This window comes from Sphaerospermopsis reniformis, from assembly GCF_005402885.1.
In the GTDB taxonomy this organism is placed as follows: Bacteria; Cyanobacteriota; Cyanobacteriia; order Cyanobacteriales; family Nostocaceae; genus Sphaerospermopsis; species Sphaerospermopsis kisseleviana.
Genome location: NZ_BJCE01000451.1, coordinates 1 through 1,977, shown reverse-complemented (window position 1 = coordinate 1,977; position 1,977 = coordinate 1). Strand labels below are relative to the sequence as shown.

2 protein-coding genes are annotated in these 1,977 nt (G+C 37.5%); both read right to left on the bottom strand.

The features are described from left to right. Positions 1-159 precede the first annotated feature (159 nt). Positions 160-525, bottom strand: coding sequence for a VOC family protein (locus FFR48_RS27585; RefSeq protein WP_137669546.1), 366 nt, complete (start codon positions 523-525; stop codon positions 160-162). A 99-nt stretch (positions 526-624) separates the two neighbouring features. Next, complete coding sequence (locus FFR48_RS27580; protein WP_096569662.1) at positions 625-1,842, bottom strand: M20 family metallopeptidase; 1,218 nt, start codon at positions 1,840-1,842, stop codon at positions 625-627. Between the last annotated feature and the right edge of the window lie 135 nt (positions 1,843-1,977).

The window sequence follows — 1,977 nt, the reverse complement described above, 5'->3', positions numbered from 1 at the left end:
GGTGATTGGTGATTGGTGATTGGTGATTGGTGATTGGTGATTGGTGATTGGTGATTGGTGATTGGTGATTGGTGATTGGTGATTGGTGATTGGTGATTGGTGATTGGTGATTGGTGATTGGGTAAAAATAACTAATAACTAATAACTAATAACTAACAACTAATAACCTTGATGTAATATTAAACGATTGCCATCGGGGTCATAAGCGTAAATTTCTCTACCGTGGGATGCTATAGAAATCTTTCCCGGTGGGGGATAACCTAAAGATGTGAGGTGTGCGATCGCATTTTCTAAATTACTCACTTCTATACACAAACTTAGCGGACTTTTGCTATTGCTTACAAATTCTGATTCATCATTTTTCTTTGGTTTAAATATACCTAAAGTTAAACTCAGGATGTTAAACTCAGCATAAACATTAGGTATCATCTTTTTTGGTTCTTGTTCTAGTAACTGAATATAGAAATTTACCAATTGATCAAAATTTACCGTGCCAATGGTGACTAATACATTATTATATTCCATAAATGAATAAATTATACAAATTTTATAAAATTATTATAAAATTATTAAAATTTAGGAACAGGCAAGATGCCTATCCCACAATTATCACATTAGATTAGATTAGTTCAAAAATTTCTCTACACATCTAACAAAGATTTCTACACCCATAGCTAACGCTGTTTCATCAAAATCAAAACGCGGATGATGATGAGGATAATTTAATTTTTTCTCAGCATTGGCAGAACCTAAAAAGAAATAACAACCAGGAACTTCTTGCAGGAAAAATGACATATCTTCACTACCCATAATTTGACATTCTGGGATAATATTCACAGGTGTTTCTACTACTGTTTCTGCTACACTTCTCACTAACTCTGCTATTTCTGGATCATTAATGACTGGAGGATAAAGATTGACATATTCTAAGTCATAATTAGCGCCATGAGTTTGACAAACTCCAGCAATAATTTGTTCAATCCGTTTTTCAAAAAATCCTGCTAAGTCAGTGTTAAAATATCTGATAGATCCACTCATCCTTGCTGTATCAGCAATTACATTCATTCTTGTGCCGGCGTGGAGTTCACCTATTGTCACTACTGCTGATTCTAAGGGGTTGACGTTCCGCGCTACAATTGTTTGCAAGGCGTTGACAATTTGGGCTGCAACTACCACTGAATCAACTGTTTGATGAGGTAGCGCACCATGTCCACCTTTGCCTAAAATTGTACAGTTAAAATAGGAGATAGCTGCCATAAAAGCACCTGGACGAACTCCGACAATCCCCACTGGCAGATCATTCCACAAATGTAAACCGATCATGGCATCAACATCTGGGTTTTTCAAGACTCCAGCTTCAATCATCGGTTTTGCACCACCTGGACCTTCTTCTGCGGGTTGGAAGATGATTTTTACAGTACCGCTGAATTCTTGACGATGTTGTTGTAGGTAGTATGCTGTACCCATTGCGATCGCTGTATGTCCATCATGTCCGCAAGCGTGCATCACTCCATCATGCTGGGAGCAATAAGGTACTTCATTTTCCTCTTTAACTGGCAGAGCATCCATATCAGCACGGATACCTAGAACTTTATCAGGTCCAGATTTTTCACCTTTGACAATAGCCACAATGCCAGTTTCCGCGATACCAGTTTGATGTTCTATTCCCCAACTTTGCAACTTTTGGGAAATATACTCAGCAGTCAGTTTTTCTTGAAAACCTAACTCTGGTTTTTGATGTATGCGTCGTCTCCATTCTATTAACTGCGGTTGTAAAGCACGAATTTGTAACCGCACATTAGCAAGATTTTCAGTACCAGAATTTGGGATAGTAGAAATCATAATGGGTAATGGGTAATGGGTAATGGGTAATGGGTAATGGGTAATGGGTAATGGGTAATTGGTAATGGGTAATTGGTAATGGGTAATTGGTAATTGGTAATTGGTAATTGGTAATTGGTAATTGGTAATTGGTAA